Raw genomic sequence first — 19,871 nt, 5'->3', positions numbered from 1 at the left:
AAATCAGTTTTCCCGAGTATTATTTAAAAACTAAATATCACTCTCCCCGTGTAGGAGCTGCCGCAGGGTGAGGTTCGGATTCATCTTGTTGATCACGCTGTCAGACTATTCTTTATCTCTGGCAGGATATTTCGTTACAGCTCTGGTCCTGCGCAGGCGCGTAAAACGCCGGCGGCGATATATACTGCGCGCCATTCTTCAAGGGAGAGCCGTGTGGCCATCGATATTCACTGGATTCGCGACAACGAAAGCCTCGCGCAGCTTTGCGCCGAGTGGCAGCAACTGCCGTTCGTTGCCCTCGATACCGAATTCATGCGGGTCGACACCTTCTACCCGATTGCCGGTTTGCTGCAGGTCGGTGACGGCAAACGCGCCTACCTGATCGATCCGCTGACCATCGACGCCTGGCAACCGCTGGCAGCGCTGCTGGAAAACCCGGCGGTGCTCAAAGTCCTGCATGCCTGCAGCGAAGACCTCGAAGTGCTGTTGCGTCTGACCGGCAGCTTGCCGGCGCCGTTGTTCGACACTCAATTGGCCGCGGCCTATCTGAACCTCGGGTTCTCGATGGGCTATTCGCGGCTGGTGCAGGAGGTGCTCGGTATCGAGCTGCCCAAGGGCGAAACCCGTTCCGACTGGTTACAGCGTCCGCTGTCCGACACGCAGATCAGCTACGCCGCCGAAGACGCGGTGCATCTGGCGGAAGTTTTCGTACAACTGCGGCCGAAACTGTCTGACGATAAGTTCGCTTGGGTGCTGGAGGACGGCGCCGAACTGGTGGCCAACCTGCGCCGTGAAACCGACCCGTACGAGGTCTATCGCGAAGCCAAGTTGGCGTGGAAACTGTCTCGTGCGCAATTGGCGGTGCTGCGTGAGTTGTGCGCCTGGCGTGAAAAAGAAGCCCGCGCCCGTGATCTGCCGCGCAACCGTATCGTCCGTGAACACTCGCTGTGGCCGCTGGCCCGCACGCAACCGGACAACCTCGCCGCGCTGGGCAAGATCGAAGACATGCACCCGCGTACCGTGCGTCAGGACGGCCAGTTTCTGCTTGATCTGATCAAGCGCTCTGGCAGTGTGGGGCCTGATCAATGGCCGCCGGCGGTGCCGGAGCCGTTGCCGGTCGAAGCCGCTGCGCTGATCAAGCAACTGCGCGCCCTCGGCCAGGTCGAAGCCGAGCGTCTGGGCATCGCGCCGGAACTGATGCTGCGCAAGAAAACCCTCGAAGCGCTGGTTAAAAGCGGCTTCCCCGAGGGCCCTTATCAATTGCCTGAGTCGCTGCGTGGCTGGCGCCGCGAACTCATGGGCCAGAAGCTGCTCGACAGCCTGGCCACCGCCGGAGAACAGCCTTGAAACGTATTTGCTCCATTTACCAAAGTTCGAAGAAACCCGGGATGTATCTTTATGTGCTCAAGAGCGATGCGCTTGAGCGCGTGCCCGAGGCGCTGATGGCGGCCTTCGGCAAGGCGAAGCATTCCTTTGACCTGGTACTGACCCCCGAGCGCACACTGGCGCGCGAGGACATCACCGTGGTCCTGGAGAACCTCGACAAGCAGGGCTATCACCTGCAGATGCCACCGGCCGAGGACGAGTACATCGAACACCTGCCCGAAGAGTTGCTGCGACGCAACGACCCGGTCTGATCTGCGAGGCCCTGTTCTGGGCCTCTTGCCACCCTGGAACTGATTTTACGGCGACGACCGCCACGAAGGAGCACGGCTCTTTCGGCGGTTGCCTGCACGGTTTGCGAAAGGTTTGAAGATGCGCGTTCTGATTGCTGAACACGACCACGCGGTGTACGCCCGGCTACTGCGCCAGATGGCCCCCGAACTTGAAGTCCTGACCAGTGGCGACTCTGCCGAACTGGCGCGTCAGGCTGCCGATTGCCCGGTGTGGCTGGGGCAGCCGGACCTGTTGGCGACCCTGCTGCGTCAGGGCCACCAGCCGCAATGGCTGCAATCGACCTGGGCCGGCATCACGCCGCTGCTCGCTGATGGTCTGCGCCGCGATTACCGCCTGACCCGCGCGGTGGGGATCTTCGGTCAGGTGATGGCCGAATACGTACTGACCTACATGCTCGGTCACGAACGGGAAGTGCTCGCGCGCCTCGTGAGCCAGGTCGAGCGCAAGTGGGATAACCGCACCGGCCAGAGTCTGGTCGGGCGCAAGGTGCTGATCGTCGGGACCGGCGATATCGGTCAGAGTGTGGCGCAGTTCCTGCTGCCGTTTGGCGTCGAGTTGTACGGCATTGCCAGCAGCGCGCGTGAGCAGGCGCCGTTCATCGAAGTCGGTTCGATGGCCGATCTGCCACGGCTGGTGGGCGCGGTCGATTACGTGGTCAACCTGCTGCCGAACACTGCGCACACCCACGATATCTACGATGCGGCGCTGTTCAAGCAGTTCAAGCCGACCGGGTTGTTCATCAACGTCGGACGCGGCGTGGCGGTGGTGGATGCGGATCTGGTGGAAGCCTTGAAGGAAGGGCATCTGGCCGGTGCGGTGATCGACGTTTGCCGTCAGGAGCCGTTGCCGCAACGCCATCCGTTCTGGACTGCCTGGGGCCTGCTGCTGACTGGACACAGCTCGGCGCCGACGTCGCCGGCGTTGATGGTGCAGTTGTTCGTCGAGAATCTGAAGGCGTATCAGGCGGGAGAAGCGTTGCGCGGGGAAGTGGATTTCAACCGCGGTTACTGAATGTTCGCCAAATAAACTGTGGGAGCGAGCCTGCTCGCGAAGGGGAGTGTCAGCCAACATCATCGTTGTCTGATACACCGCTTTCGCGAGCAGGCTCGCTCCCACATTTGTTTTTGTACTGGCTTAGAGGGTGAAGTTCCCTTCCGCCGCCAGCTCGCTCAGTGGACGACGCGGGCTCGGCTCTTCACGGGCCTGCAGGTACTCGGCCAGGGTCGCCTTGTCACCCAGCTTGCCGACAGCGACCGCCGCGTGCAGTGCATAACCTTCAGGAATATTCAGTTCCTTGCGGGCCAGCTCCTGATCGAAACCGGCCATGCCGTGAGTGTGCCAGCCGCTGATGCTCGCCTGCAGCGCCAGGTGGCCCCAAGCGGAGCCGGTGTCGAAGGTGTGCCACAGCGCCGGGGTCTCTTCGCTGGCACCGGGTGCGGTGAAGGTGGTTTTCGAAATCACGATCACCAGCGCCGACGCGTGTTGCGCCCAGCTGCGGTTGAATTCATTCAGCAGCCCCAGGAAGCGCTCCCAGTTCGGCGTATCACGACGCGCATACAGAAAACGCCACGGCTGCGAGTTGTACGCCGAAGGCGCCCAGCGTGCGGCTTCGAAAAAACTCAGCAGGGTTTCTTCCGGGATCGCTTCGCCGGTGAAGGCGCGGGGCGACCAGCGGTCGGTGAACTGCGGGTGAATGGCGTAATCGGCGACGCGAGGGTTGGCACTCATCGAAAGATTCCTTGCTGTGTTTGAGTCATGAATTCGTGGCAAAACCCTACTGGGCGGCGATTCGGCTGACAAGCGCGATTTACCGACAGTCGCCAGCGCTTGGCCCGCAAGGCCTTGGGCACTAGACTGGCGGCCTTTTCACCACCTGATGTTGATGCTTGAGCCATGGCCGTCAAAGTCGAACCGTTCTGGAAACGCAAAACCCTCGAGCAACTGGATCACGAGGAATGGGAATCGCTGTGCGACGGCTGCGGTCTGTGTTGCCTGCAGAAACTCGAAGATGAAGAAGACAACAGCGTCTACTACACGCGCATCGCCTGCAAACTGCTGGACCTGAAGACCTGCCAGTGCAGCGACTACCCGAATCGCATCAAGTTTGTCCCGGACTGCATTCAGCTCACTCCGGGCCAGGCCGAATCATTCAAATGGCTGCCGCCGACCTGCGGTTATCGCCTGGTCAGCGAAGGCAAGGATCTGCCGCTGTGGCACCACTTGGTGTGTGGCGATCGTGACGCTGTGCACCACGAACGGATTTCCCAGTCCGGACGCATGCTCGCCGAAGGCAGCGTGCCGGAGGATGACTGGGAAGATCACCTGATTTTCCGCGCCGGTTAAGCACCAAGGGTTTCCAGGATTCAACAAGGAGTGTGTATGGCTGGGGGATTGCTGCGGGCATTGCTGATCGCCCCGCTGGCGCTAAGCGCACCGGTGTGGGCGGCAAAGAAAGTCGATCTGGATTACCACGTGCGCCTGCTGCCGCAAAGCGATCAGGCCGAAGTGCGCCTGACCGTGGCCAAGGGCGAAGCGGTACGCAGCCTCGATTTTGACCTCGGTGATGGCAGCCATTACAGCGACTTCAAGGCCGACGGCCAATGGCAACTGACCCCGGGCAAACAGACCCGTGGCCTCTGGCACCCGAACGGCGACAAGCCCAGCCTGACTTACCGCGTCAGCATCAGCCACGGCCGCAAGAGCGGCAGCTTCGACACGCGCATGACCCCGACCTGGGCGCTGCTGCGCGGTGATGATCTGGTGCCGCCCGCCAGGCTCGATCAGCAGGATGGCGTCGAGCTGGTGTCACGTCTGCAATTCGAACTGCCCAATGGCTGGCAAAGCGTTGAAACCGCTTGGCCGCGCATCGGCAAAAACACATTTCGCATCGACAACCCTTCACGCCTGTTCGACCGCCCGACCGGCTGGATGCTCGCCGGTCACCTCGGCAGCCGCCGCACGCGCCTGGGCGAAACCGAAGTCACCGTGGCTTCGCCGCAAGGGCAGGGCATGCGCCGCATGGATGTGCTGACGCTGCTGACGTTCGTCTGGCCGCAGGTGCAAGCGGTCTATCCCCGACATCCGAAAAAACTGCTGATTGTCGGCGCCAACGACCCGATGTGGCGCGGCAGCCTCGGTGCACATGAATCGATCTATCTGAATACGCGCTTGCCGCTGGTCAGCGAGAGCGGCAGCAGTGCGCTGGTGCGTGAGCTGGCGCAGGTGTTCGGGCGCATCAACGATGAACATCGCAGCGACTGGATCAGTGAAGGCTTTGCCGAGTATTACGCGATCGAATTGGTACGGCGTGCCGGTGGCATGAGCGATGAGCGTTATCAGGCGCTGCAGGCGAAATTGACCAGAGACAGTCAGAAGGTGACGACGTTACGCGGCGAACAGATCAGCCCGGCGCAGCTTGCAAAGGCGGTGATGGTGTTGCAGGAACTGGATCGCGAAATTCGTCTGAAGACGCGCAACAAGCGCTCGTTGGATGATGTGTTGCGCGGGGCGATGCATCTGGGGACGGTGAGTACTAAAGAGTTTGTGCAACTGGCTGAGAGCGTGCTCGGCGAGACTTCTAAAGTCCTTGATACCGCATTGTTGCAGTAAAGATCAAAAGATCGCAGCCTGCGGCAGCTCCTGCACCAATCTCTATAGGAGTCGCCGCAGGCTGCGATCTTTTGCTTTTAAACCCCGGCCTTCGGCGATTTCACCGAATCATTGCCAGTCACCGTCGCGGTGCTGGTCGCCGCCTCGGCATTGGCCTTGAGCTGGCTCAGTTCTTCACCGGCGCGCTCGATTTTGGCCCGCACGTTGTTCATGTCCTGACGGCTTTTCTCCAGCAGGCTCTTCACCGAGCTGTGCCCGGTGATGCCACGGGCCATCGCCACGCCGCCAATCGCCACTTGAATCAGACCGAACACGCCGCCACGGCGCAGGCCCTTGCCGACCATGATCACGCCACCGGCCAGCGAGCCGATGCGCTCCCAGCCCTGGACGTTCTGCTCGGTCGGGCTCTGGAACGGGGTGGAATCGATACGTTGGACGCGTTTGAGTTCGGTCATGATCTGTCTCCCAGGCAATGTGCAATAGATAGATAAGCTGACTGCCGCAGCGCCCGGCTCGTTCCATCGGATGTGCGACGTTTCAGCGGAATTTCGGCCCGGAGCGGGTGTTCAGGCCCTTGGCCATGCGGTCGTAGAGTACGACGTTGACCGTTGCCGCCAGGTTCATGCAACCGGTGGTCGGGATGTACACAACGTCTTCGCACCAGTCGCGGATCTCTTTATCCAGCGAGCCGTCTTCCGGGCCAAAGATGTATAGCGCGCGATCCGGGTGGGTGTATTCCGGCAGCGGGCGGGCGCCCTCGACCAGTTCCACGGCGACCGGGACGCAGTTGAGCGGGAGGATCTTTTTCAGGTCGTCGATGCCGATCAGCGGGATGTCGTAGTGCACACGCTTGGTGTCGGTGACGAAGTCGGCGGCGCGTTCATAACGCTTCCCGGTGTAGAACACCGACGCCACGCCGTAACAGCCTGCGGCGCGCATCACCGAACCGACGTTCTCCGGTGACTTGGGGTTGTACAAACCAATGCAGCTGTAACGTTTGTCTGCCACGAGCGGGGTGCCTTCGGGAAAAAGAGGGCGATTATACGGGGATTGGGGGAGGGCGGGCAGATTCGAGATCTGTGGTGTCTGGTCTGGCCTCATCGCTGGCAAGCCAGCTCCCACAGGTATCTCGGGTGTTCACAAAATTTGTGAGCGACCAAAATCATTGTGGGAGCTGGCTTGCCAGCGATGGGGCCAGTAATGGCAATGAAGATCAGTCTTCTTTTTTCATCAGGCCGGCGAGGGCGGCAAACGGGTTATGCGTGGCCTTGGCGATTTTCGGTGTGCTCAGCGAGCCTTCGCCGAAATACTGCTGGTCGGTGTAGCGCGAGTGCTCATTGTCGTGGCAATACAGGCACAACAGTTCCCAGTTCGAGCCGTCCTGCGGGTTGTTGTCGTGGTTGTGATCGCGGTGGTGCACGGTCAGTTCGCTCAGGCGCTTGCCGGAAAACTCACGGGCGCAGCGGCCGCAGACGTGCGGGTACATCTTCAGGGCCTTGTCGCGGTAGCCCATTTCCTTGTCGCGCTGGTTGTCGGCAAGGATGCGATCGAGCTTCGACGTGTTGGTCGGGGTGGACGAACTCATGGGTTCACCTTAGTAAAAAGACTAATGACGGTTATGTGCAGAGTTTAGCTCAGCCCTTGAGCTTCTCGGCAATCCAGATCGTGTGGCGGGTGCCCTTGTTGCCATGGGCGAACACCTGGACTTCTTCGGCCTTGAACCCGGCCTTCTTCAATTTGTCGGAAAACTGCCGGTCAGCGCTGGCCGACCACACCGCCAGCACGCCCTTGGGCCGCAGGGCCTTGGCGCAAGCGTTCAGACCGGCGGCGGAATACAGCCAGCTGTTGGCCTTCTGGGTCAGGCCTTCAGGACCGTTGTCGACGTCGAGCATGATTGCGTCGAAGCCGTTCGGCTCGCTCTGCAGGACCTTGGCGACGTCGTCCTGGCGGATCACCGTGCGCGGATCGAGCAGCGGGCGCCCGGACTTTTCCCCGAGCGGGCCGCGGTTCCACTCGACCACGCCGGGCACCAGCTCGGCGACCACCACTTCGGCGCTCTTGCCCAGATGCTTGAGCGCCGAGGCGAGGGTGAAGCCCATGCCCAGACCGCCAATCAGCACCCGTGAATTCGGCCGTCCGGCCACCTTGCGGCAAGGAATCTCGGCCAGCGCATCTTCCGAACCGTGCATGCGCGTGTTCATTAATTGCCCGCCGTCGCCGCCCTGGATCTTGATGACGAAATCCTCGCCATACTCGAACAGGCACAGGGCGCCGCCGCTATCAGGGATCGGCGTGGTGTCGAGCAGAACGAAACGTTTCATGGAAATCTCTACAAGGGGGGAAGGCAAGCAGGCCCGTTGGGAGTAGCCTGAACGCAGACTAGAGGCCAAACGGAGCCCTTGATGAAGCGCACCATTCTAACGGCCATTGCCCTGGCCGCGCTCGCGATTACTGCAGTGCAGGCGCAGCAGACCATTCCGGTCAGCCCGACGCCGCAACCCGGCTCGCCGGGTACCGCCACGCCAACGCCGTATCCGCAAATCACCCCGATCAGCGCACCGAAGGCCGGCGCCGGCAGTGGCAGCCCGCCGCTGGTGCCAATCGAAATGCCCAGCCCGCCAAGCAAGGATCAACCGGTGCCGGGCATCGAGCCGAACAGCACCAAGGCCAAATCCCCCGGCGGTTAAACCTGTTGCGCCGCCAGTTGGCCGTCGGCCATGCGCAGGCGTTTGGAAAGGGACACGGCGAGGGCGCGAATGATCTTGGCGGCGATCTTCGGCGCGTCGTTGAGCATCTTTTCCAGTGAGTCCTTGCCCAGGTTGAGCAGTTGGCAGTTGCTCGCCGCGACGCAGGTCGCCGAACGGCGCTCACCATCGAGCACGGCCATTTCGCCGAACGCCCGACCGCTGCGCAGGGTGGCCATGGTGATGACCTGGCCGTCAGGGCCAGTTTTCTGCACCGCGACCTGACCGGTGTGGAGGATGCACATGAAACTGCCGGCATCGCCCTCACGGAAAATCGCTTCACCTTCAGCCACGGTGCTGATGCTGAAGTAGCCCGAGGCTGCGGCGAAGTCCGCCAGTTGCAATTGATCGAACAGGCCACAGTCCATCAGCCAGTCGCGGATTTCGTTGTTCAGTAAGGTCGGTTCTGACATGTCGTTGCGGTCTTTATTGTTTTCACGGTTTTCAGGCACTACACGATCCCCTGTAGGAGCTGCCGAAGGCTGCGATCTTTTGATTTTGAAAGGCAAGATCAAAAGATCGTCCGATCGCGGCCCGAGCCTTCGGCAGCTCCTACACGGGTTCATGAGTATCGGCCTCCTGGGTCTGGAGTTAAGACCCAAGTGACCGATGGAGTTCCTAGGCCAGGCCCAAAACCTTGAACACAAATGCATATTCGAGCGCTACGTCACGTAATCCCTGATAACGCCCGCTCATGCCGCCATGCCCGGCGCCGAGTTCGGTCTTGAGCAGCAGCACGTTGTCGTCGGTCTTGGTCGCGCGCAGTTTCGCCACCCACTTGGCGGCTTCCCAGTACTGCACGCGGCTGTCGTTGTAGCCGGCGATCACCAGCATTGCCGGGTAAGCTTGCGCGGTGACGTTTTCGTACGGCGCGTACGCCTTGATCCGCTCGTAGACGTCCGGCTCTGCGGGGTTGCCCCACTCGTCGTATTCGGTGACGGTCAGCGGCAAATCGGGGTCGAGCATGGTGTTGAGCACGTCGACGAACGGCACTTCGGCAATCGCCACGCCGAACAGGTCCGGACGCTGGTTCAGCACTGCGCCAATCAACAAGCCGCCAGCGCTGCCGCCGCTGATCGCCAGTTTCTCAGCGGTGGTGATGCCGTTGAGGATCAGAAATTCGGCGCAGGCAATGAAGTCGCTGAAGGTGTTGTGCTTGTGTTCCTGTTTGCCTGCGCGATACCACGCTTCGCCCAGCTCACCGCCGCCACGCACGTGGGCGATGGCGAACGCCATGCCGCGATCCAGCAGGCTCAGGCGCGCGTGGGAGAACCACGGGTCGAGGCTGGAGCCGTAGGCGCCATAACCATACAGATACAGCGGCACCGGTTTGCCGACCATCTCGCGTTTCATCACCAGACTGATCGGCACCTGCGTGCCGTCCGGCGCGGTAGCCCACAGGCGTTGGCTGACGTAGGCGTCGGCGTCGAACGGGCCGAGCACCGGGGTTTCTTTCAGGACGGTTTGTTCGCCGCTGTCCAGCAGCAACTGCCGCACCTGCGCCGGACGGTTCAATGCCTCGTAGCGCAGACGGATGCGGTCGCTTTCGAACTCCAGGCTGTTCTGCACATAGAGGCTGTAAGCCGCGTCCGGCAATTGCACGCGATACGGCGTCTGGCCCTGTGGATGAACTTCAATGATCGGCAGACCGCCTTCGCGCAGGCTCAGGGTCATGGCCGCCGTGTTCAGCGTCACGCCGTCGAGCATCACTGTGTCGCTGTGCGGGATCAGGTTCTGCCAGTCGGCCTCGCTCGGCACCACACCGGTGTCCGGCGCCTGATACAGGGCGAAGTTGATGCCGTCGCGGTTGGTGCGGATGAACCAGGTCCACGCGCCATCCAGCGCGCCGTGGTCGACATCGTATTCGTGATCCTCGACCCGGGGCGCCAGGCAGGTGAAGGGCAGGTGCGGCTGATGCGCGTCCAGGGCCCAGACTTCGCTGGTGGTCTTGCTGCCCAGGGTCAGCAGCAATTGCTGCTCGGAACTGGAGCGGTAGCAATGCAGGAAGAAACGTCCGTCCGGCTCATGGAACACTTCTTCGGCAGCGGTGCCGTCGAGGCGATAGCGAAACAGCTTGTGCGGGCGATGGGTGTCGTCGAGCACGCCGAAGAACAAGGTCAGGCTGTCGTTGGCCCAGGTCATGCTGCCGTCGCAGTCCTGGAATTCCAGCTCGCTGATCTTGTCGCTGGCCAGTTCCTTGACGAACAGCGTGTAGATCTCGTCGCCCGAAGCATCGACGCTGTAGGCCAGGCGCTGGTGATCCGGGCTGATGCTGAACGCGCCGAGCGAGAAAAAGCCGCCGTTGGCCAGCACGTTGGGGTCGAGCAGCAGTTGCTCGCGGCTCTCGTCGAGGGTCAGGCTGTCGTCGGCCGGACGCGGGCAGCGGTAATGCCGGGCGTATTCGTCACCCGCCGTGGTGCGCGTGTAATACAGATACGGCCCCCACGGCGAGGGCAGGGACAGGTCGGTTTCGAGGATCCGGCCCTTGATCTCTTCGAACAGGCTTTCGCGCAGGGCGGCCTGATCGGCGGTCTGTGCTTCCTGATAGGCGTTTTCAGCCTTGAGGTAGTCGAGCACCGCGTCGGTGTCGCGTTCCTGCAGCCAGGCATACGGGTCGGCACCGGCAGCCTTGTGGGCGATCGGGGCGCGGATGACGTGGGCGGATTCGGGCATGGAAGGCTCTCGGACAATATTCGGAATAATGGTTTTCGCAGCTCTTGAAACCATCGCACTCTCCTGTGGGAGCGAGCTTGCTCGCGAAGGCGTCCTGTCAGATGACATTTGTTTCACTGACCCGACGCTTTCGCGAGCAAGCTCGCTCCCACAGGGTTTGCTGTTGGCCGTCTGGCATTGGGACAAGCCTGACAGGCGAAAAGTCGTTACTATAAGCGCCTCTTTGCCTGCCTTGCCATGGACACCATGACCGAGAACGACTATCTGATCGCCTGGGGCCTCTACGCCTTCGCCGCTGTGGGCTGCCTGTTGGTATGGATGCGCCTGACCCGCTGGATGTGGCGCTGGCTGCGCGAGCCGCTGCGGGTGCTGATGGCGGTGTTGCTGTTCAGCCCGACCATCATTGATCCGGTGAAAGCCAAGGTTGCACCGTCGATCGCCATTACTGCGCTGGATCTGGCCTTCAAGGTCGGTAACAACGCCTGGCGGGCGATTTCCGACCTGTTCATGTACGGCATGATTGCGTTCGGCATCTACCTGATTTTCGTGCTGATCCGCTTCCCGATCGAACGCGCCTCACGCGCCCGTCGCGAGCAGGCCGAAGCCGCCAAGGCCGCGGCGCGTGCCGATGATCAGCCGTTCGGCGCTGCCGGTGATGACCGCTACGGTCGCCCGCCATTGCCGAACAATCCGCAGCGCATGCGCGTCGAGCCGCGTCTGTAATCACGAGGTCAGCACATGTGTGAACTACTGGGCATGAGTGCCAACGTGCCGACCGATATCGTGTTCAGCTTCACCGGCTTGATGCAGCGCGGCGGGCGTACCGGCCCGCACCGCGACGGCTGGGGCATCGCCTTCTATGAAGGGCGCGGTCTGCGCCTGTTTCAGGACCCGGCCGCCAGCAGCGAGTCGGAAGTCGCCAATCTGGTGCAGCGCTATCCGATCAAGAGCGAAGTGGTCATCGGCCACATTCGTCAGGCCAACGTCGGCAAGGTCTGCCTGTCCAACACCCACCCGTTCGTCCGCGAACTGTGGGGCCGTAACTGGTGTTTCGCGCACAACGGCCAGCTCGCCGATTTCACCCCGATCAAGAGCTTCTACCGCCCGGTGGGCGACACCGACAGCGAAGCGGCGTTCTGCGATTTGCTCAACCGCGTGCGTGCAGCCTTCCCGGAACCGGTCGATATAGAAGTGCTGCTGCCGGATCTGGTTGCTGCCTGCGCTGAATACCGCAGCAAAGGCGTGTTCAACTGCCTGCTCAGCGACGGCGACTGGCTGTTCTGCTATTGCTCGACCAAACTGGCACAGATCACCCGGCGCGCACCGTTCGGCCCGGCGCGACTCAAGGATGTCGATGTGATCGTCGATTTCCAGGCAGAAACCACGCCCAATGACGTGGTCACGGTGATCGCCACCGAGCCTTTGACCGAAAACGAAACCTGGACCCGTTACCAACCGGGCCAATGGAGCCTGTGGCGACGCGGCGAATGCGTCAGCCAGGGCACGACCGAATAAAGGATCTCTCCTCGATGTTGCTCAGTTATCTACGGCTGGTGTTGTTTGCGGCGGGCCTGTTGATCGGTGTCCAGGTGCCGGGGTTCATCAACGATTATGCCAAACGCGTCGAAGCCCATCTGATCGAAGCGCAGACCGCTCTGCGCGGTTTTCAAGGCACCGCCGAGCAGTTCTTCAAGGGCGATTTGCAGGCGCTGGTCGCGCATTACCGCGCCAGTGACGACCCGGTATTTCGCAGCGATGCCGACAGCCTGAGCACCTTGCTCATCCGCCAGACAGCGCTGGATAAACAATTCCAGGCGATGCAGGGCCCGTGGTACATCCGCTTCCTGCAAGTGGTGCTGGCCGCCGACCCGGATATTCGCAAGGAAACCTGGAACGGCTACAGCTACCAGATCCTGCTGACTCCGGAAGCGATGATCTGGGGCATGAGCGGCGCGTTGCTGCTGTCGTTCGGCATCGAGTGCCTGATTCGTCTGATTGACTGGGTGGTGCTCGGTGGGCGGCGTCTGCGCCAGAGCCGGCCGATTGAAGACCGCGATGTGCGCGGCTTGTAAAAGGTCAAGAGCAAAAGATCGCAGCCTGCGGCAGCTCCTACACGGGAATATGCGTTTCCCTGTAGGAGCTGCCGCAGGCTGCGATCTTTTGCTTTTCAGCTACTCAAGACAATGTACTTTTCACCCACCTTGCGCGCATATCGCTCCAGCACCTGCTGACACAACGTCACCATCTCCTCGACCCACTCAACGCCCACCCGCCACGACACCACCACCTGCAGATTCGGCGGGCGTTGGTCGATGTCGAGCAAAGTCATTTCACCCCGCGCCAGTTCCTCGGCCACCAGCACCGGCGGCAATACGCCAATGCCGAATCCATCACCTAACAACCGGGTAATCGCCGACACTGAATTCACGCAGTTCAGGCGTGGCGCGAGCACGCCGTTGGCCTGCATCAATGCCAGCAGATCCTGATGCGGTCGGGAGTTTTTCGAATAAGTGATGATCCGTTCCTGCGCCAGCTCACCAAGGTCGGCGTACTCGCGGTTGTAGATCGAGTTGCTGGCGACGATCCAGCCCAGCGGATGGCTGGCCAGCTCGAGGCTGCGCACGCTTTCGTGGCGCACCAGATCGGTTTGCAGAACGATGTCGAGAAAGCCTTTTTGCAGCTGATCGCAGAGATTCAGCGAGGTATCCGCCACCAGCTCGATTTCCACCCGCGGATACCGTTCGGTCATCTGCGCCACCAACGGGCTGAGCCAGGTGTGGATTACCGTGTCCATCACCCCGATGCGCACCCGGCCGACCTTGCTTGAACGGGTCTCGATCGATTGCTTTAGCGCCGACATGGTGTCGAGCATCTGCTCGGCGTAATCCAGCACCTTCAGGCCTTCGGGCGTCAGGCTGACGCCGCGGGAATCGCGCAGAAACAGCTTCACCCCCAGCTCGCCTTCGAGCACCGCGATGCGGCTGGAAATCGACGCCTGGGTGGTGAACAGCTTGTCGGCGGTCAGGCGAAAACTCTTCAGCCGGGCGACCCAGACAAAGGTCTCGAGAAACTTCAGGTTCATGGCAACGGCTCGGGTGACAAATTTTTCTTATGCCTAAGGCGGGTTTTTATTCGTTGGACGCAGCAGGGCCGGGCGACGAAAAATCGGCGCATCCGGTTCCCACGATAGGCGTCGTCGGAACTTCGAACAAGACCAATAAAAGCCTGCGGAGACTTGCCATGCGTGCGCCCGACACCCTCGACCTCCCCAAGAGCACGGCCCGCCCCGGACCGTTCGACTGGTATCGCAACATCAATCAGCAAGAGCGTCGCACCTTCTGGAGCTGCAAGATCGGCTATGGCCTGGATGGCATGGACACGCAGATGCTCAGCTTCGTGGTGCCGACCCTGATCGCCATGTGGGGCATCACCACCGGACAGGCCGGGCTGATTCACACCAGCACCCTGATCGCCTCGGCCATCGGCGGCTGGGTGGCGGGGATTCTCTCCGACCGCATTGGCCGCGTGCGCACCCTGCAACTGACGGTGCTGTGGTTCGCCTTCTTCACCTTCCTCTGCGGTTTCGCGCAGAACTACGAACAGCTGCTGATCGCCCGCACCCTGATGGGCTTCGGTTTCGGCGGCGAATGGACCGCTGGCGCGGTGCTGATCGGTGAAGTGATCCGCGCCAAGGATCGCGGCAAAGCGGTGGGCATGGTGCAGAGCGGTTGGGCCTTGGGCTGGGGATTGACGGCGATTCTGTATGCGCTGCTGTTCTCGGTTTTGCCGCCGGAAGAGGCCTGGCGAGCGCTGTTCATCCTCGGCATCGTCCCGGCGATTTTCGTGATCTTCGTGCGGCGGCTGGTGAAAGACCCGGAAATCTACCGCGAAGCCAAGGCGGCGCAAACCCCGGAAAACCCGGCGAAGTTCTACGAGATCTTTGCCCCGGGCATGCTGTTCACCACGTTCCGCGCCTCCTTGCTGACCACCGGCGCGCTCGGCGGTTACTACGCGATCACCTCGTGGCTGCCGACCTTCCTCAAGAATGAACGCGGCTTGAGTGTGCTCGGCACTGGCGGGTATCTGGCGATGGTGATTGTCGGCTCCTACGTCGGCTATGTGATCAGCGCTTATCTGACTGACCTGCTGGGACGCAAAAAGAATTTCATCCTGTTCGCAGTCGGCTCGTTCACCATCGTCTTGCTGTACACGCAAATGCCGGTCAGCAACGGGGTGATGCTGTGGCTGGGCTTTCCGCTGGGCTTCTTCGCTTCGGGAATTTTCAGCGGCATGGGCGCGTTTCTCACCGAGTTGTTTCCGACGCGGATTCGTGGCTCGGGGCAGGGTTTCTGCTACAACATCGGTCGGGCGCTGGCGGCTCTGTTCCCGCTGCTGATTGGCCTGCTCAGCCAGAAGGTGCCGCTGAGCGTGGGGATCGGTGCGTTTGCGGCGGTGTCCTACGGCGTGGTGATTCTGGCCGCGTTGAGCCTGCCGGAAACCCGTGGCAAGCAACTGGATGCGCAGTAACTGATAACCTGCCGGGCAAGTGTCCTACAGATAAAAAGACCAGAAGCTACAGGAGTGTTCACCGTGAGCCGCCTGCTATTGAACTGTGACATCGGCGAGAGTTTCGGCAGTTGGACCATGGGTCTGGACGCCGAAGTCATGCCCTTCATCGACTGCGCCAACGTGGCCTGCGGCTTCCATGCCGGTGACCCGGGCATCATGCGCAAGACCGTCAGTCTGGCCCTGAGCCACGGCGTGCAGATCGGCGCACATCCGGCCTATCAGGATCTGGTTGGCTTCGGTCGGCGTTCCATGGCTTATTCCGCGCAAGAGCTGCAAGACATCCTGCATTACCAGATCGGCGCGCTCGACGGCATTTGCCGCGCGCAGGGCGGGCGAGTCAGTTACGTCAAACTCCACGGCGCGATGTATAACGACATGATGGCCAACCCGGCACAGTTGCGTGCGGTGATTCAGGCCGTCGCTGCTTACGATCGCAGTTTGCCGCTGATGTTGATGGCCACCCGCGACAACGCGGCGGCGCAACAGCTCGGCGACGAATATGGCGTGACCCTGTGGTTCGAAGCCTTCGCCGACCGCGCCTACGACAGCGCCGGCAAACTGGTTTCACGGCAACTGCCGGGCGCGGTGCATCACGAACCAGAAACAATCATCGAACAGGCTCTGACCATCGCCCGTGGCGGTGAACTCGTCGCCAGCGACGGCAGTGCGCTGCATCTGCAGGCCAACACCTTGTGCGTGCATGGCGACAACGCCAGTTCGGTGGCCGCCGTGCGGCGCATTCGCGAGGCCCTGAATCAGCAGAGTGCGCCATGAACCCACGGATTGAAGTGGTGGCGGTGGATTGCCTGATGCTGCGCCTGTTCGATGAAATCGCCGAAGCCAACATGCCGTGGATGCTCGCCGCCAGTGAGCGCTTGCGTGCGGTGTTTGGCGCGCAGTTGATCGATCTGGTGCCGTCTTACACCACGTTGATGGTGCATTACGACCTGACCGCGCTGAGCCCGAATCAGGCCCGTGAATTGATCGCTGAAGCGTTGATTGATCTGTCGCCGAACGCTCGAACCAGCGGCCAGTGCCATGTATTGCCGGTCTGGTACGACCTGAGTGTCGGCCCCGAACTGAGCCTGTTGGCGCAGCGCAGCGGGTTGGCGGTGCAGGAGGTGATTCGTCGGCACAGCGCTCGCGAATATCAGGTGTTTGCCCTCGGCTTCGCACCGGGATTCGCCTTCATGGGGCTGGTGGAAGAAATCCTTGCGGCGCCACGTCTGGACACCCCGCGCAAAAAAGTCGCGGCCGGCAGCGTCGGCATCGCCGAACGGCAGACCGCGGCTTATCCGGTGGTGTCCCCCGGCGGCTGGAATCTGATCGGCCGTACCCCGGCGAAACTGTTCGACCGTCATCGCGACGGCTACAGCCTGATGCAACCCGGCGACACCGTGCGTTTCGAAGCGGTGAGCCACGCCGAGTTCATCAACCTGGGCGGTGATGACACACCGCTGGAGGCGCTGGCATGAGCCGACTGACGATTGAAGCCAGCACGCCGCTGTGTTTGTTGCAGGACGCCGGGCGTTTTGGCGTGCGCCATTTGGGCGTGACTCAGGGTGGCGCGGCAGATTGGTGTTCGATGAGTTGGGGCAATTGGTTGCTCGGCAATGCGCTGGATCTGCCGGTGATTGAAATTACCCTCGGCGGGTTTGCCGTGGTGGCAAAGGAGGATTGCCTGCTGGCGCTGGCCGGGGCGGATCTTGGTGCGCAGATCGATGGGCAGGCGCTGGCGCCGTGGCGCAGTTTCAAACTGGGCCAAGGGCAAACATTGAGGTTCACCCAACCGCTGCTCGGCGCGCGGGCTTATCTGGCCGCGCCCGGTGGTTTCGATGCGCCGCAGGTGCTGGGCAGCAGTGCTACGGTGGTGCGCGAAGAACTCGGTGGATTGGATGGTATGGGGTTACCGCTGACCAAGGGCGCGACGTTGAGTTATCGCGGTGCGGTTCTGCAGGTGCGTGAAGTGCCGCTGGCGCATCGACCTGATTTGCGCCTCAATGCACCGCTGGATCTGGTGCTCGGCGCACAGATCGGCCAGTTCAGCGGGCAGAGTCTGTTTGATGTGTTCAACAGCCCATGGACGCTCGACAGTCGCGCTGACCGCATGGGCATTCGGTTGTTGGGCACGGCGTTGCAGTATCAGGGCCGGCCGATGATTTCCGAGGGCATTCCGCTGGGCGCGGTGCAGGTGCCGCCGGATGGACAGCCGATTGTGCTGCTCAATGATCGGCAGACGATTGGCGGGTATCCGCGGTTGGGAGCGATGACGCCGTTGGCGTTGGCGCGACTGGCGCAATGTCTGCCGGGGGCGCAGGTGCGATTGAGGCCGGTGGTGCAGGACGTCGCGCACCGCGAGCATGTCGAGTATTTGCAGCGCTTTGGTTGAAGATCAAAAGATCGCAGCCTTCGGCAGCTCCTACATGGAAACGCGAATTTTTCTGTAGGAGCTGCCGAAGGCTGCGATCTTTGGCTTTTTATTTGGACAAAAACCGCATCCCTTCTTCCAACCCGCGCAGGGTCAGCGGATACATCTGATCCTCGATCAAATCGCGCACGATATTGGTCGACGAGGTATAGCCCCACGTATCCTTCGGATACGGATTGATCCAGATGAGCTTCTTGTACTTCTCCATGAAGCGCTGCATCCACAGGTAGCCCGGCTCTTCGTTCCAGTGCTCGACGCTGCCGCCGGCCTGGGTGATTTCGTAGGGCGCCATGGCGGCGTCACCGATGAAGATCACTTTGTAGTCGGCGCCGTACTTGTGCAGCAGATCCTGCGTCGAGAAACGCTCGGACGTGCGGCGCATGTTGTTCTTCCACACCGACTCATAGATGAAGTTGTGGAAGTAGAAGTACTCCAGATGCTTGAACTCGGTCTTGCAAGCCGAGAACAGCTCCTCGCAGATCTTCACGTGGGCGTCCATCGAGCCGCCGATGTCGAACAGCAGCAACAGCTTCACCGTGTTGCGCCGCTCCGGGCGCATCTGGATATTCAGCAGGCCGGCGTCTTTGGCGGTGTGGTCGATGGTGCCGTCGATGTCCAGCTCTTCCGCCGCACCTTGCCGGGCGAATTTGCGCAGACGCCGCAGAGCAACCTTGATGTTGCGCGTGCCCAGTTCCACCGAATCGTCGAGGTTCTTGTACTCGCGCTGATCCCAGACCTTGACCGCTTTGCCTTGACGCTTGCCGGCATCGCCGACCCGAATGCCTTCCGGGTTGAAGCCGCCGGAGCCAAACGGGCTGGTGCCGCCGGTGCCGATCCATTTGTTGCCGCCGGCGTGGCGTTCCTTTTGTTCTTCGAGGCGCTTCTTGAACTCTTCGATCAGCTTGTCCAGACCGCCAAGGGACTGGATCTGCGCGCGTTCCTCATCGGTCAGCGAACGCTCGAATTCCTTGCGCAACCAATCTTCGGGAATCAGCGCCTGCAAGTGATCGTCGAGCTTTTCCAGGCCATTGAAGTAGGCGCCGAACGCACGGTCGAACTTGTCGAAATGCCGTTCGTCCTTGACCAGAATCGCCCGCGACAAGTAATAGAACTCGTCCATGTCGGCGAAGGTCACGCGCTGCTTCAAAGCGTTGATCAGGTCGAGCAACTCGCGCACCGACACCGGCACCTTGGCGGCACGCATTTCATTGAACAGGTTGAGCAACATGGCATCAGCCTCTTAGCGAGAACCGCGACGGCTCATGAACGCCAGGCGCTCAAGCAACTGCACGTCCTGCTCGTTCTTCACCAGCGCACCGGCCAATGGCGGAATGGCTTTGGTCGGATCGCGCTCGCGCAGCACCGCTTCGCCGATGTTGTCAGCCATCAGCAGCTTCAGCCAATCGACCAGTTCCGAGGTCGACGGCTTCTTCTTCAGGCCCGGCACCTTGCGCACGTCGAAGAACACGTCCAGCGCTTCGCTGACCAGATCCTTCTTGATATCCGGGTAGTGCACGTCGACGATTTTCTGCAGGGTGCTACGGTCGGGGAAGGCGATGTAATGGAAGAAGCAGCGGCGCAGGAAGGCGTCCGGCAGCTCTTTCTCGTTGTTCGAGGTAATGATGATGATCGGACGTTTCTTGGCCTTGATGGTCTCGTCGATCTCGTAAACGTAGAACTCCATCTTGTCGAGTTCTTGCAGCAGGTCATTCGGGAACTCGATGTCGGCCTTGTCGATTTCGTCGATCAGCAGGATCACCCGTTCTTCGGACTCGAACGCCTCCCAGAGCTTGCCTTTTTTCAGGTAGTTACGCACGTCGTGGACTTTTTCGTTGCCCAGTTGCGAGTCGCGCAGACGGCTGACCGCGTCGTACTCGTACAGGCCCTGATGGGCCTTGGTGGTGGACTTGATGTGCCAGGTGATCAGCTTGGCGCCGAACGATTCGGCCAGTTGCTCGGCGAGCATGGTCTTGCCGGTGCCCGGTTCGCCCTTGACCAGCAGCGGCCGCTCCAGGGTGATGGCGGCGTTGACCGCCAGCTTCAGGTCATCGGTGGCGACGTAGGCCTGGGTGCCTTCGAACTTCATCTGCTAATCCTCGAACGGTAACGCCGACCTGCACGGGCAGGGCGGGGGCGAAAAAATCGGATGCCCCGACTATAACGCGCAGCCC

Annotated in this window: 23 protein-coding genes; 13 read left to right on the top strand and 10 right to left on the bottom strand. The window is 61.3% G+C overall.

Translation table 11 applies throughout. The features are described from left to right. Positions 1–213: 213 nt before the first annotated feature. The 3 genes from rnd to OC71_RS14405 all read left to right on the top strand — a co-directional run bounded on the left by rnd (position 214) and on the right by OC71_RS14405 (position 2,688). The gene (gene rnd, locus OC71_RS14415) at positions 214–1,347 is read left to right on the top strand and encodes a ribonuclease D (RefSeq protein ID WP_041070344.1); all 1,134 of its coding nucleotides are present in this window, start codon (positions 214–216) and stop codon (positions 1,345–1,347) included. Then, positions 1,344–1,637 carry a YcgL domain-containing protein gene (locus OC71_RS14410; RefSeq protein ID WP_003222599.1) on the top strand — a complete coding sequence of 98 codons (294 nt, stop codon included), beginning with the start codon at positions 1,344–1,346 and terminating at the stop codon, positions 1,635–1,637. Before rnd ends, OC71_RS14410 begins: the two co-directional genes overlap by 4 nt. A gap of 118 nt (positions 1,638–1,755) precedes the next feature. After that, complete coding sequence (locus OC71_RS14405; RefSeq protein ID WP_041070342.1) at positions 1,756–2,688, top strand: D-2-hydroxyacid dehydrogenase; 933 nt, start codon at positions 1,756–1,758, stop codon at positions 2,686–2,688. Positions 2,689–2,811: 123 nt separating this feature from the next. On the opposite strand, the gene OC71_RS14400 is transcribed toward OC71_RS14405, so the two are convergent. Next, complete coding sequence (locus tag OC71_RS14400) at positions 2,812–3,405, bottom strand: nitroreductase family protein (protein ID WP_041070340.1); 594 nt, start codon at positions 3,403–3,405, stop codon at positions 2,812–2,814. Positions 3,406–3,570: 165 nt separating this feature from the next. On the opposite strand from OC71_RS14400, the gene OC71_RS14395 reads away from it, so the two are divergent. Together OC71_RS14395 and OC71_RS14390 are read left to right on the top strand one after the other, a co-directional pair. Then, positions 3,571–4,020: a YcgN family cysteine cluster protein gene (locus OC71_RS14395; RefSeq protein ID WP_041070338.1), complete on the top strand. Its 450-nt coding sequence runs from the start codon at positions 3,571–3,573 to the stop codon at positions 4,018–4,020. A 36-nt stretch (positions 4,021–4,056) separates the two neighbouring features. Beyond that, positions 4,057–5,286: a hypothetical protein gene (locus OC71_RS14390; RefSeq protein WP_041070336.1), complete on the top strand. Its 1,230-nt coding sequence runs from the start codon at positions 4,057–4,059 to the stop codon at positions 5,284–5,286. A 77-nt stretch (positions 5,287–5,363) separates the two neighbouring features. Here the strand turns inward: OC71_RS14390 and OC71_RS14385 are convergent, their stop codons facing one another. The 4 genes from OC71_RS14385 to OC71_RS14370 form a co-directional block, all read right to left on the bottom strand. Further along, the gene (locus tag OC71_RS14385) at positions 5,364–5,741 is read right to left on the bottom strand and encodes a DUF2892 domain-containing protein (RefSeq protein ID WP_041070334.1); all 378 of its coding nucleotides are present in this window, start codon (positions 5,739–5,741) and stop codon (positions 5,364–5,366) included. Between the two features lie 82 nt (positions 5,742–5,823). Further along, a complete protein-coding gene (locus OC71_RS14380) occupies positions 5,824–6,294 on the bottom strand; it encodes an RNA methyltransferase (RefSeq protein WP_007911337.1) in 471 nt (156 codons plus the stop codon). Between the two features lie 205 nt (positions 6,295–6,499). Next, positions 6,500–6,871, bottom strand: coding sequence for a YajD family HNH nuclease (locus OC71_RS14375; protein WP_007944009.1), 372 nt, complete (start codon positions 6,869–6,871; stop codon positions 6,500–6,502). A 49-nt stretch (positions 6,872–6,920) separates the two neighbouring features. Continuing rightward, positions 6,921–7,607, bottom strand: coding sequence for a spermidine synthase (locus tag OC71_RS14370; RefSeq protein ID WP_041070327.1), 687 nt, complete (start codon positions 7,605–7,607; stop codon positions 6,921–6,923). An 81-nt stretch (positions 7,608–7,688) separates the two neighbouring features. On the opposite strand from OC71_RS14370, the gene OC71_RS14365 reads away from it, so the two are divergent. Next, a complete protein-coding gene (locus OC71_RS14365) occupies positions 7,689–7,973 on the top strand; it encodes a hypothetical protein (protein ID WP_041070325.1) in 285 nt (94 codons plus the stop codon). On the opposite strand, the gene OC71_RS14360 is transcribed toward OC71_RS14365, so the two are convergent. Together OC71_RS14360 and OC71_RS14355 are read right to left on the bottom strand one after the other, a co-directional pair. Continuing rightward, a complete protein-coding gene (locus OC71_RS14360; protein ID WP_041070525.1) occupies positions 7,970–8,443 on the bottom strand; it encodes a cyclic nucleotide-binding domain-containing protein in 474 nt (157 codons plus the stop codon). The genes OC71_RS14365 and OC71_RS14360 overlap by 4 nt on opposite strands. 205 nt (positions 8,444–8,648) lie before the next feature. Beyond that, positions 8,649–10,703 (bottom strand): S9 family peptidase, encoded by a 2,055-nt coding sequence (locus OC71_RS14355; protein ID WP_041070323.1) that lies wholly within the window; start codon positions 10,701–10,703, stop codon positions 8,649–8,651. A gap of 237 nt (positions 10,704–10,940) precedes the next feature. On the opposite strand from OC71_RS14355, the gene OC71_RS14350 reads away from it, so the two are divergent. From OC71_RS14350 to OC71_RS14340, 3 genes are read left to right on the top strand one after another with little or no spacing between them, the layout of a single operon-like run. Next, complete coding sequence (locus OC71_RS14350) at positions 10,941–11,426, top strand: hypothetical protein (protein WP_041070321.1); 486 nt, start codon at positions 10,941–10,943, stop codon at positions 11,424–11,426. 15 nt (positions 11,427–11,441) lie between these two features. Next, a complete protein-coding gene (locus OC71_RS14345; RefSeq protein WP_007969599.1) occupies positions 11,442–12,218 on the top strand; it encodes a class II glutamine amidotransferase in 777 nt (258 codons plus the stop codon). A gap of 14 nt (positions 12,219–12,232) precedes the next feature. After that, complete coding sequence (locus OC71_RS14340; protein ID WP_041070318.1) at positions 12,233–12,775, top strand: DUF2937 family protein; 543 nt, start codon at positions 12,233–12,235, stop codon at positions 12,773–12,775. 95 nt (positions 12,776–12,870) lie between these two features. Here OC71_RS14340 and OC71_RS14335 read toward each other — a convergent pair whose 3' ends face one another. Then, positions 12,871–13,785 (bottom strand): LysR family transcriptional regulator, encoded by a 915-nt coding sequence (locus OC71_RS14335; RefSeq protein WP_041070316.1) that lies wholly within the window; start codon positions 13,783–13,785, stop codon positions 12,871–12,873. Between the two features lie 158 nt (positions 13,786–13,943). Here OC71_RS14335 and OC71_RS14330 point away from each other — a divergent pair, with 158 nt between their 5' ends. The 4 genes from OC71_RS14330 to OC71_RS14315 all read left to right on the top strand — a co-directional run bounded on the left by OC71_RS14330 (position 13,944) and on the right by OC71_RS14315 (position 17,661). Continuing rightward, a complete protein-coding gene (locus tag OC71_RS14330) occupies positions 13,944–15,230 on the top strand; it encodes an MFS transporter (RefSeq protein ID WP_041070314.1) in 1,287 nt (428 codons plus the stop codon). 63 nt (positions 15,231–15,293) lie between these two features. Continuing rightward, the gene (locus OC71_RS14325) at positions 15,294–16,046 is read left to right on the top strand and encodes a 5-oxoprolinase subunit PxpA (RefSeq protein WP_041070312.1); all 753 of its coding nucleotides are present in this window, start codon (positions 15,294–15,296) and stop codon (positions 16,044–16,046) included. Continuing rightward, the gene (gene pxpB, locus OC71_RS14320; protein WP_041070310.1) at positions 16,043–16,747 is read left to right on the top strand and encodes a 5-oxoprolinase subunit PxpB; all 705 of its coding nucleotides are present in this window, start codon (positions 16,043–16,045) and stop codon (positions 16,745–16,747) included. Before OC71_RS14325 ends, pxpB begins: the two co-directional genes overlap by 4 nt. Then, entirely contained in the window at positions 16,744–17,661 is a 918-nt protein-coding gene (locus OC71_RS14315) for a biotin-dependent carboxyltransferase family protein (RefSeq protein WP_041070309.1), read from the top strand. The genes pxpB and OC71_RS14315 overlap by 4 nt, the downstream gene beginning before the upstream one ends. Before the next feature lie 88 nt (positions 17,662–17,749). Here the strand turns inward: OC71_RS14315 and OC71_RS14310 are convergent, their stop codons facing one another. Both OC71_RS14310 and OC71_RS14305 read right to left on the bottom strand, forming a co-directional pair. Beyond that, positions 17,750–18,928, bottom strand: a complete 1,179-nt coding sequence (locus OC71_RS14310) for a VWA domain-containing protein (RefSeq protein WP_027614532.1) — start codon at positions 18,926–18,928, stop codon at positions 17,750–17,752. A gap of 12 nt (positions 18,929–18,940) precedes the next feature. Next, complete coding sequence (locus OC71_RS14305) at positions 18,941–19,786, bottom strand: MoxR family ATPase (RefSeq protein WP_003222636.1); 846 nt, start codon at positions 19,784–19,786, stop codon at positions 18,941–18,943. Positions 19,787–19,871 lie beyond the last annotated feature (85 nt).

It is taken from the genome of Pseudomonas sp. W15Feb9B (assembly GCF_000828175.1).
In the GTDB taxonomy this organism is placed as follows: domain Bacteria; phylum Pseudomonadota; class Gammaproteobacteria; order Pseudomonadales; family Pseudomonadaceae; genus Aquipseudomonas; species Aquipseudomonas parakoreensis.
This window is presented reverse-complemented; position numbering and strand designations above follow the sequence as displayed.

What these genes read in the sequence shown, in the direction of transcription:
- OC71_RS14405 (WP_041070342.1), top strand. Translation starts at nt 1,756, where the DNA reads ATGCGCGTTCTGATTGCTGAACACGACCACGCGGTGTACGCCCGGCTA.
- OC71_RS14400 (WP_041070340.1), bottom strand. Translation starts at nt 3,405, where the DNA reads ATGAGTGCCAACCCTCGCGTCGCCGATTACGCCATTCACCCGCAGTTC.
- OC71_RS14395 (WP_041070338.1), top strand. Translation starts at nt 3,571, where the DNA reads ATGGCCGTCAAAGTCGAACCGTTCTGGAAACGCAAAACCCTCGAGCAA.
- OC71_RS14390 (WP_041070336.1), top strand. Translation starts at nt 4,057, where the DNA reads ATGGCTGGGGGATTGCTGCGGGCATTGCTGATCGCCCCGCTGGCGCTA.
- OC71_RS14385 (WP_041070334.1), bottom strand. Translation starts at nt 5,741, where the DNA reads ATGACCGAACTCAAACGCGTCCAACGTATCGATTCCACCCCGTTCCAG.
- OC71_RS14375 (WP_007944009.1), bottom strand. Translation starts at nt 6,871, where the DNA reads ATGAGTTCGTCCACCCCGACCAACACGTCGAAGCTCGATCGCATCCTT.
- OC71_RS14370 (WP_041070327.1), bottom strand. Translation starts at nt 7,607, where the DNA reads ATGAAACGTTTCGTTCTGCTCGACACCACGCCGATCCCTGATAGCGGC.
- OC71_RS14365 (WP_041070325.1), top strand. Translation starts at nt 7,689, where the DNA reads ATGAAGCGCACCATTCTAACGGCCATTGCCCTGGCCGCGCTCGCGATT.
- OC71_RS14360 (WP_041070525.1), bottom strand. Translation starts at nt 8,443, where the DNA reads ATGTCAGAACCGACCTTACTGAACAACGAAATCCGCGACTGGCTGATG.
- OC71_RS14355 (WP_041070323.1), bottom strand. Translation starts at nt 10,703, where the DNA reads ATGCCCGAATCCGCCCACGTCATCCGCGCCCCGATCGCCCACAAGGCT.
- OC71_RS14350 (WP_041070321.1), top strand. Translation starts at nt 10,941, where the DNA reads ATGGACACCATGACCGAGAACGACTATCTGATCGCCTGGGGCCTCTAC.
- OC71_RS14345 (WP_007969599.1), top strand. Translation starts at nt 11,442, where the DNA reads ATGTGTGAACTACTGGGCATGAGTGCCAACGTGCCGACCGATATCGTG.
- OC71_RS14340 (WP_041070318.1), top strand. Translation starts at nt 12,233, where the DNA reads ATGTTGCTCAGTTATCTACGGCTGGTGTTGTTTGCGGCGGGCCTGTTG.
- OC71_RS14335 (WP_041070316.1), bottom strand. Translation starts at nt 13,785, where the DNA reads ATGAACCTGAAGTTTCTCGAGACCTTTGTCTGGGTCGCCCGGCTGAAG.
- OC71_RS14330 (WP_041070314.1), top strand. Translation starts at nt 13,944, where the DNA reads ATGCGTGCGCCCGACACCCTCGACCTCCCCAAGAGCACGGCCCGCCCC.
- pxpB (WP_041070310.1), top strand. Translation starts at nt 16,043, where the DNA reads ATGAACCCACGGATTGAAGTGGTGGCGGTGGATTGCCTGATGCTGCGC.
- OC71_RS14315 (WP_041070309.1), top strand. Translation starts at nt 16,744, where the DNA reads ATGAGCCGACTGACGATTGAAGCCAGCACGCCGCTGTGTTTGTTGCAG.
- OC71_RS14310 (WP_027614532.1), bottom strand. Translation starts at nt 18,928, where the DNA reads ATGTTGCTCAACCTGTTCAATGAAATGCGTGCCGCCAAGGTGCCGGTG.
- OC71_RS14305 (WP_003222636.1), bottom strand. Translation starts at nt 19,786, where the DNA reads ATGAAGTTCGAAGGCACCCAGGCCTACGTCGCCACCGATGACCTGAAG.